The organism is Chryseobacterium echinoideorum, from assembly GCF_007474535.1.
GTDB lineage: Bacteria > Bacteroidota > Bacteroidia > Flavobacteriales > Weeksellaceae > Chryseobacterium > Chryseobacterium echinoideorum.
On record NZ_VKNW01000003.1, the window covers coordinates 387,543 to 395,936 of the forward strand.

Genomic DNA, 8,394 nt, shown 5'->3' on the forward strand with positions numbered 1-8,394 from the left:
TTAGATTGGAAATAAATTAATAAAATGATCTATAATTTTACAAAAGAATATTTTTTAGAACGGTTTTTGTTTTCTTTGGATTAACCACCATTCACTAATTATTATGAAAAAATTACTACTTTTAATCTCAGCAGTATATATGTCTGAGATTTCCGCGCAGAATCTTCTTGAAAATTCTTTACAAAATTCTGTTCCCGAAGATAAAATGAATATCATCAAAACCAATGTTACGGGATTTGCTTTCAGAAACATCAATCTGTCATACGAAAGATCCATCAACAGATGGTTTGCCATTAATGTAGGTTTTGGAACTGTTACAGAAGGAAGAGTACCTTTTATGAATGCTTTCCTGGATGAAAAAGATGAGAAAAATTTTCAGGATGTAAGAGTTAAAGCTAACAATTTCACCATAGAGCCAAGATTTTACATTGGTGAAGGTTACGGAAAAGGCTTTTATTTTGCTCCATATTACAGGTATTCAAAAGTTTCTTCCAATACATTTGGTTTTACTTATGATTATAATGCATTGGGAACCGTATTTCCAATACCTTTAAAAGGAAATGGAAATGCAAGTGGAAATAGTGGAGGATTGATGATCGGAGCTCAGTTTTTCCTTACCAGACAGCATAATCTCGTTTTGGATTTCTGGATTGCAGGAGCGCATTATGGTAAAGGAAAAGGAGATTTTGTGCTTACCGGCGATGTATTGCTTACCCCTGAAATGCAGGCTCAGCTGAAACAGGAAATTGAAAATCTTGATATTCCTTTTATAGACTACACTGTGGAAACAAATCCTTCCGGTGCCAAAATAAATATAGATGGTCCTTGGGCAGGATTCAGAAGTGGCTTTTCTTTAGGTTATCGTTTTTAGGCATTAAATAAGAACAGCGGTTAAACTATTTACCGCTGTTTTTCCTTAAGTGTAGCATTCTCTGAATCTTGAAATAAGATTATCAAGAGTGTGTCGCTGTACAAATACAGTTTTTACATCTTCATATCGTGGTGATTTATAAAATACCTCATGGAAATCCATGCTTCCATTTCCTATTTTCACGATTTTTTTAACTTCAATATTTAGTTTTTTAAGCTCTTCTTTGAAAACTGAAAATTCGTCTTGTGTAGTATTCATCTTATTATTGGTTTTAATTAAAAATTGATTTATGATTACTTTTACCCTTTAAAATATACGGTAAGATGTAATTTTAAATAAAATTACCATATTTTTTCCAAATAATTAATGGGGTATTGCAATGACTCTTACTATATGCAAAAGTTATACCTAAGTAGGCTAATGTGAACTAAATGTTAACCAAAAATCAATTTAATGTTACAATAATAAAACTTTAACAAAACCAAAAGACACTGACAATCAAAACACTACGTAATTATCATGCTTTATTTCCCGTTTTTTATTTCTCTTCATTAACTTCCTGTCTTAATTGTGCTTTGTATAAAGTCGCATAATAACCGTTTTGATCTAACAATTCCAGATGTTTTCCTTCTTCAACAATTTTACCATGTTCCATGACAATGATCTTATCGGCTTTTTCTATTGTAGAAAGTCTGTGAGCGATAATAATGGAAGTTCTGTTTTGGGTAATTTTTTCAGTTGCACGCTGAATTAATTTTTCGCTTTCATGATCAATAGATGAGGTTGCTTCATCCAAAATCAATATTTTAGGATCAGAAAGATAAGCTCTTAGGAAAGACAGCAGTTGTCTCTGACCCAGAGAAATTGAAGATCCTCTTTCGCTTACTACATAATCATAATTTCCCGGAAGTTGCTCAATAAAATGATCTACTTCAATCTCTTTAGCCGCCGCTTTTATTTTATCTAAAGTAATTTCCTCATCTCCAAAGGCGAGATTTTCATAAATACTTCCGTGGAAAAGGAATACATCCTGCAAAACTACGCCAATATGACTTCTCAGGTTGTACAGTTCGTAATCTGTTAGTTCAATATCGTCAATAAGAATTTTTCCGGAATTGATGTCGTACAATCTTGTAATTAAACTGATAATGGTAGATTTTCCTGCTCCGGTTGCGCCGACGATAGCAACGGTTTCTCCGGGATTTACTTTAAAATCAATTCCTTTCAAAACCTCCTGTTTGTCATCATAAGAAAAACGAACATTGTTAAATTCGATTTTTCCGGCAAAATGTTCTTTTTTTACCGTTCCGGTATTGGTCATCGCATAATCTTCATCCATTATACCCAAAACTCTTTCTGCACCTACAATCCCGCGCTGTATGTTGTTGAATCGGTCTGCAATCTGTCTCAAAGGGCGAATCAACATTGAAATAAATTGAATAAATGCGATCACAACCCCTGCACTGATGGTAATATATCCGCCGTAAAACAGAACAAATCCGATAAAAAGTGATGAGATAAGTTCCACGACAGGAAAAAATAGTGAGAAAATGAATACAGTCCGCAATAATGCTCCTTTCAAGGTAACATTGATGTCATCGAACTTTTTAAATTCTGATTCCTGTCTATTAAAAACCTGAATAATAGACATCCCTGCTAATCTTTCCTGTACAAAAGAGTTTTGTGTGGCAGTCCATGATCTTTCATCTCCAAAGGCTTTTTTAAGTCTTTTTTGGAAAAATCTTGTAATCACCACCATCAACGGTAAAATTGCCAAAGAAATATAGCTGAGATGTACATCAACCTGAAACATCATAAATAACACGAAGGCAATTCTGAGTACATCACCGAAAACCATCAGAAATCCATCTGTATAAACGGTAGCAATGGTTTCAACATCACCTACGGCTCTGGTAACCAATTGTCCGATGGGAGTTTTATCAAAAAAAGCTGTCCTGAAATAAATCAGCTTATGATAAAGCCTTTCACGGATGTCGCGGATAACGTTCTGTGAGATATAATTGGAAAAATAAACCAGAAAGAAATTTAAAACAGTTTCAGCAAAAACCAATCCGATAAGCATATAAATATGCTTCATCATCAAAGCTTTATCTTTTAGTTTGGTAATATCATTATCTACAATCTGCATTGTAAGATAGGGTCTATAGGTAGAAACTACAGATAGTATAATAGAAATGAGAAGGGTAATAATAAACCATGACCGGAATTTCATTCCGATAAAAAAAAGCCGTTTAATGATTGCCCAGGTGTCTTGTTTTTTCATTGTACGAAGGTTCGCAAGGAATTATATCAAAAAAATCTTTGCAAAAATACGGCTTTATAAATTGAATGCCCGAAGAAGTTGGATAGAAAATTACAGATGATGATTATTGACCTTGTGAATGTGTCTTAATGAAAGTTTTGAGCCTGATCAGATCCAATTTCTTCAATTTCAGCTATATTTGGTTTTATTATTTCTTTTTCAAATTTATTTTCAAGAACTTTATAAAAACCAAAAACAGCGGCGATGGCAAAGATCCAGCTTATCATATTCATTAAAGAAAACCCTGCGTAATTATTGTCATCCAATGAATCCGGATTGGAAATAGCTAAATAAGATGTGTAAGAAAAAAGGAATAATATCTGAAATCCAAAATAAATAACGATTGCTAAAAGTCCGAAATGCCATTTTGTTTTACCGAACTTTTCGGCTAATCGGGCATAATATCTGTACGCTGCGACAACAATAAAAATAGATAACATGATTAAGTTTTTTAATAAACTAATATAAGAATTTATTCGAAATCATATCCTACATCTACCAAAAAAAGTCCATGAGCAGGTGCTGATGTACCCGCAGAATTCCGGTTTTTATTTTCTATTATATTTCTCAGATCTTCAGGCTGAATTTTTCCTGCACCTACATCTACCATAGTTCCGACAATTGCTCTTACCATATTTCTTAAAAAACGATTAGCTGAAATAGTAAATTTTAGTTCTGCTCTGTTCTCCTCCCATTCGGCTTTGTAGATGCTGCAAAGATTGGTTTTGTTATCGGTATGAAGCTTGGCAAAACTTGTAAAGTCTTCGTAATCGAATAAAATCCTGCAGGCTTCATTCATTTTATTGATATCTAAAGGTCTTCTCCAATGTTGCCATGCGGAATCCTGCGTGAAAGGATTTTTTTCTAATGAAATATAATATTCATACGTTCTGAAAGTAGCATCAAAACGGGCATGGAAATTATCTTTTACTTTAAATATTTTATAGACAGAAATATCATTTGGTAAAAAACTGTTGAGCTGATGCGTAAGCTGATGAGATAACTCCTGATGGGTATCAAAATGAGCAAACATCTTCTTGGCATGAACTCCCGTATCAGTACGCCCTGCTCCGGTGGTTTTGATGGGTTGCCGAAGAATGGTAGAAAGTGCTTTTTCAAGTTCTTCCTGTACAGAAATGTCTTTTGGCTGAATCTGATAACCGAAATAATTTTTGCCGTTGTATGAAAATTCTATAAAATATCTCAAAGCTGATATGTTTTTTTAAAAATTCAAGATGAGGTTTTAAAATAGATAATAAATTTTATGATTACTGCTTGTAATCATATTGAAAATGCTTTTATCTTACTTCAAAAATATATTTGCAAAAATACTTTTAATTTGTAACGAAGTCACTTAAACTTTCAAGTTTTATAGATTTTTAATCATTATTCTTATGATTGATTTTCATTTGTGAACATACTACATTCAAGAATTATTAGCAATAAATTGCATGGGTATTAGAAGTATTTATTTCATACGACTTTAAATTATCTTATAAAGAATATTTTGAGAGTTTGATAGATTCAAAAATCCGTCATTAAACTTAAAAAATAAATGACAGGCAACTATTTTTGAGTATAACATAATCAAGTTTACAATAATTTTTAGCTGTAAATTCAATTTTGATTTATTATAACAATAATAATTTACAATTTCTTGTACAAAATTATCAGATTATTAGTTTTTAACTTATTTTTTTAATAAATTTATTCAACTAAATAAATGATCGTAATTAGAAAATATAAGGATGGAACTTTTTGCTTTTTATAATGTTGAAAACTTATTCCTTCCTGATCCGGCTCCGGCTCATAAGCTGGATCCTACCATCTCGGGTTTAAGAAACTGGGATGAAAGAAAATACCGGATAAAACTCTCAAAAATTGCTCATGTTTTTCGCCTGATGAAAGAAGAACAAGGTATTCTTCCATGCATTATTGGTCTTTGTGAGATTTCCGGAAGAAAAGTTCTGGAAGATCTGGTAAAACTTGATCCTTTCAGTTCGCGGTACGGAATTGTGCATTACAACTCTTTAGATGAAAGAAAGGTAGATGTTGCCTTGCTTTTTGATCGTTCAAAAATTGAAATTTTAGATTCTGAGGCGATTACTTTTTTCTTCGAAATTATAGATCATAAACCGGATAATTATGATACCACAAGAGATATTCTTTTTGTAAAACTGAAGTACAAAGACGAAATAATCAATGTTTTTGTGGCTCACCTTCCTTCTAAAAGAGAGAAAGATATCAACCTTCCTAAGCGAACTTTCATTATGAATGAAGTAAAAAGCAGAGTGCTGAAAATTTTGCATTCCGATCATGAAAAAGTAATGGTCTGTGGTGATTTTAATCAAAATCCTGACGAGGAAAGCCTGGTCAAATTTTTATACGACGAAAATCATAACAAAATAATGCATAATCCTTTTCAGAAACTGTATTCAAAAAGGCAATATTCTAATTTTCATTATAAATCAGGACTGTTATTTGATCAGATTTTGTTATCAGATTCTTTTTTCCGGGATGATTCTTCTCTACAATTTGAAAAAGCAACTGTTTTTAACTCTGAAAATATAAGCGTTAAACAAAAAGGATTAGATCAAAGACCTTTCCGAACATTTGCCGGAACAAGATATCTGGGAGGTTTCAGCGATCATTATCCTGTGTTAGTTACATTAAAAGAAAATTTGAGATAAAAATAAATATGAAAAACACAAGCACAACTACTTATGAACTCGATCCTCTTGATAAAGAGATAATTTATATGCTGATGGACAATTCAAAAAGCTCACTTGCTTACATATCTAAACAAGTAGGGATTTCCACTACCGCAGTCCACCAGAGAATCAAAAAACTTGAAAATGCAGGAGTAATTGAAAATGCTATTTCAATTCTAAACCCAAGAATGATTGGCTATAAAGTCGTATGCTACATCGGGATGTTTCTTGATCAGCCAAGTCACTACTCTAATGTTGTAAAATCTTTAAATGAGGTAAATGAGGTAGTTGAAGCACATTACACAACAGGTAATTATACTATTTTCCTGAAGGTTTTATGCAAAGATAACGATCACTTGATGGAGATTTTAAGAATTTTACAGAAAATGAAAGGTGTGACAAGAACGGAAACTTTCATATCTTTGGAACAAGGTATTTACCGACAACTCAAAGTGTAATAATATGAATATTGCTCAATATCTAGACTCTACGTATTTAAAAACTCCAAGCCAATCAGGACTTTCAGAAGATGAAACTTTAAAGAAAGTAAAACAGCTTACACAGGAAGCTATAGATCATCATATTTTTGCAGTGATGATAAGACCAGATTATGTTGCTGAAGTAAAAAAAATGATTACCGAAAAAAATTCAGAAGTATTTGTTGGCACTGTAATCGGTTTTCATGAAGGGAGTGATTCAACTGATGAAAAACTGGCTGAAGCTACTAAAGCTATTGAAGATGGTGCTGATGAATTGGATTTTGTCATCAACTATAAGGCTTATCTTAAAGGCGAAATCAGCAATGTAGAAAACGAATTCATAACCTGTACTCAATGGTGTATTGAACATCATAAAGTGGCTAAATGGATTATTGAAATTGCGGCTTTAAACAATGACCAAATTGCTGATCTTACAAAAAAAATATCTGAGTGGGCTGAGACTAATTTTCCCGAAAAATCTTTAGAAAAAATCTTTATAAAATCGTCAACAGGCTTTTTTGAAACAAGTGAAGGTAAACCAAACGGAGCAACGGTAGAAGGGATCAAAATAATGCTGAAAAATGCAGGAAAATTATCTGTAAAAGCTGCCGGAGGAGTCAGAACAAAGGAAGAAGCGGAAAAAATGATTCAGTTAGGAGTAAAGCGAATCGGCACTTCTTCTGCACTCAATTTATTGTCTGACAGAACTATGATACAAAAAGATTATTAATAAATAACCCATCATTACGATGGGTTTCTTTTCCTTTATATCTGTGCTTGATATTCTTTGTAAAACTCTTGAGTTTCTGCAATAACAGCGTCCATTTCCTGAAGTGTAAAAACTTCTAAAAACTTCTTTCTAAAGTCTTTAAAATGAGGAACTCCTCTGAAATAATTACTGTAATGCTGTCTCATCTCAACCAATCCTAACCTTTCGCCTTTCCATTCGGCACTCCATTCTGCATGCTGTCTTACGGCAAGCAATCGATCAGTAACTGTAGGCAGAGCTAAATGCTCTCCAGTAGCAAAAAAATGTTTAATTTCATTAAATATCCAAGGATATCCAATGGCTGCTCTTCCTATCATAATACCATCACAAGCATACTTATTTTTATATTCTAATGCTTTTTCAGGAGAATCTATATCACCATTTCCAAAAATTGGGATCTCAATATTCGGATTCTGTTTTATACGGGAAATATGTTCCCAGTCAGCTTCACCTTTATACATTTGTGCTCTTGTTCTGGCATGTATAGTTAAAGCTTTAATTCCTGTTTCTTGTAGTCTTTCGGCTACTTCATCAATATTAATTGAATGACTGTCCCAACCCAAACGAGTTTTAACAGTCACAGGAAGGCTTGTAGAGTTGACAACAGCTTTTGTGAGCTTAACCATGAGATCAATATCCTTTAGAACACCAGCTCCAGCTCCTTTACAAACCACTTTTTTTACAGGACAACCAAAGTTAATATCTACAAGATCAGGATTTACCGTTTCCACTATTCTTGCGGACATAGCCATTGCTTCTTCATCACCTCCAAAAATCTGAATTCCGACTGGTCGTTCATAATCAAAAATGTCCAGCTTCTTTCTACTTTTTATTGCATCTCGAATCAATCCTTCAGAAGAAATGAATTCAGAATACATCAAATCTGCGCCATGCATTTTACATAAGCGTCTGTATGGTGGATCACTGACATCTTCCATTGGTGCTAATAGTAATGGAAACTCGGGCAATTCTATAGTGCCAATTTTAATCATGTTGCAAATTTACAAATTTCTTACTTTAAACAATGATATAATGTAAATCACAATTATCATTATAGTGAACATTTTTTATTTATTCCTGATCACTGATCCTGTAATTGAGATGGGTCACGAGTTCTGCTTAATGAGTTGTGACTTGATGATGAATTGATGATGAGTTGGAGTATTTTTTGAATGAGGAGCCAAAAAAGTAAGGGCATAAAAAAACCTCATACATTATTGTATGAGGTTTGTAAAAAAACT

9 protein-coding genes are annotated in these 8,394 nt (G+C 33.0%); 4 read left to right on the forward strand and 5 right to left on the reverse strand.

Annotation, left to right across the window (positions count from 1 at the left end):
- Window positions 1-103 precede the first annotated feature (103 nt).
- Window positions 104-871 carry a DUF3575 domain-containing protein gene (locus FOL89_RS05800; RefSeq protein ID WP_144281896.1) on the forward strand — a complete coding sequence of 256 codons (768 nt, stop codon included), beginning with the start codon at window positions 104-106 and terminating at the stop codon, window positions 869-871.
- A gap of 45 nt (window positions 872-916) precedes the next feature.
- On the opposite strand, the gene FOL89_RS05805 is transcribed toward FOL89_RS05800, so the two are convergent.
- The 4 genes from FOL89_RS05805 to truA form a co-directional block, all read right to left on the reverse strand.
- Window positions 917-1,129 (reverse strand): hypothetical protein, encoded by a 213-nt coding sequence (locus tag FOL89_RS05805; protein WP_144281897.1) that lies wholly within the window; start codon window positions 1,127-1,129, stop codon window positions 917-919.
- Between the two features lie 280 nt (window positions 1,130-1,409).
- Window positions 1,410-3,155 carry an ABC transporter ATP-binding protein gene (locus FOL89_RS05810; RefSeq protein ID WP_144281898.1) on the reverse strand — a complete coding sequence of 582 codons (1,746 nt, stop codon included), beginning with the start codon at window positions 3,153-3,155 and terminating at the stop codon, window positions 1,410-1,412.
- Between the two features lie 125 nt (window positions 3,156-3,280).
- Complete coding sequence (locus tag FOL89_RS05815) at window positions 3,281-3,634, reverse strand: hypothetical protein (protein ID WP_144281899.1); 354 nt, start codon at window positions 3,632-3,634, stop codon at window positions 3,281-3,283.
- 32 nt (window positions 3,635-3,666) lie between these two features.
- Entirely contained in the window at window positions 3,667-4,401 is a 735-nt protein-coding gene (gene truA / locus FOL89_RS05820) for a tRNA pseudouridine(38-40) synthase TruA (protein ID WP_144281900.1), read from the reverse strand.
- Between the two features lie 541 nt (window positions 4,402-4,942).
- Here truA and FOL89_RS05825 point away from each other — a divergent pair.
- From FOL89_RS05825 to deoC, 3 genes are read left to right on the forward strand one after another with little or no spacing between them, the layout of a single operon-like run.
- Complete coding sequence (locus FOL89_RS05825) at window positions 4,943-5,884, forward strand: endonuclease/exonuclease/phosphatase family protein (protein WP_144281901.1); 942 nt, start codon at window positions 4,943-4,945, stop codon at window positions 5,882-5,884.
- Between the two features lie 8 nt (window positions 5,885-5,892).
- Window positions 5,893-6,363, forward strand: a complete 471-nt coding sequence (locus FOL89_RS05830) for an Lrp/AsnC ligand binding domain-containing protein (protein ID WP_144281902.1) — start codon at window positions 5,893-5,895, stop codon at window positions 6,361-6,363.
- 4 nt (window positions 6,364-6,367) lie between these two features.
- A complete protein-coding gene (gene deoC / locus FOL89_RS05835; RefSeq protein WP_144281903.1) occupies window positions 6,368-7,114 on the forward strand; it encodes a deoxyribose-phosphate aldolase in 747 nt (248 codons plus the stop codon).
- Between the two features lie 35 nt (window positions 7,115-7,149).
- Here deoC and dusB read toward each other — a convergent pair whose 3' ends face one another.
- Window positions 7,150-8,145: a tRNA dihydrouridine synthase DusB gene (gene dusB / locus FOL89_RS05840; protein WP_144281904.1), complete on the reverse strand. Its 996-nt coding sequence runs from the start codon at window positions 8,143-8,145 to the stop codon at window positions 7,150-7,152.
- Between the last annotated feature and the right edge of the window lie 249 nt (window positions 8,146-8,394).

What these genes read in the sequence shown, in the direction of transcription:
- FOL89_RS05800 (WP_144281896.1), top strand. Translation starts at nt 104, where the DNA reads ATGAAAAAATTACTACTTTTAATCTCAGCAGTATATATGTCTGAGATT.
- FOL89_RS05805 (WP_144281897.1), bottom strand. Translation starts at nt 1,129, where the DNA reads ATGAATACTACACAAGACGAATTTTCAGTTTTCAAAGAAGAGCTTAAA.
- deoC (WP_144281903.1), top strand. Translation starts at nt 6,368, where the DNA reads ATGAATATTGCTCAATATCTAGACTCTACGTATTTAAAAACTCCAAGC.
- dusB (WP_144281904.1), bottom strand. Translation starts at nt 8,145, where the DNA reads ATGATTAAAATTGGCACTATAGAATTGCCCGAGTTTCCATTACTATTA.
- FOL89_RS05830 (WP_144281902.1), top strand. Translation starts at nt 5,893, where the DNA reads ATGAAAAACACAAGCACAACTACTTATGAACTCGATCCTCTTGATAAA.
- FOL89_RS05815 (WP_144281899.1), bottom strand. Translation starts at nt 3,634, where the DNA reads ATGTTATCTATTTTTATTGTTGTCGCAGCGTACAGATATTATGCCCGA.
- FOL89_RS05825 (WP_144281901.1), top strand. Translation starts at nt 4,943, where the DNA reads ATGGAACTTTTTGCTTTTTATAATGTTGAAAACTTATTCCTTCCTGAT.
- FOL89_RS05810 (WP_144281898.1), bottom strand. Translation starts at nt 3,155, where the DNA reads ATGAAAAAACAAGACACCTGGGCAATCATTAAACGGCTTTTTTTTATC.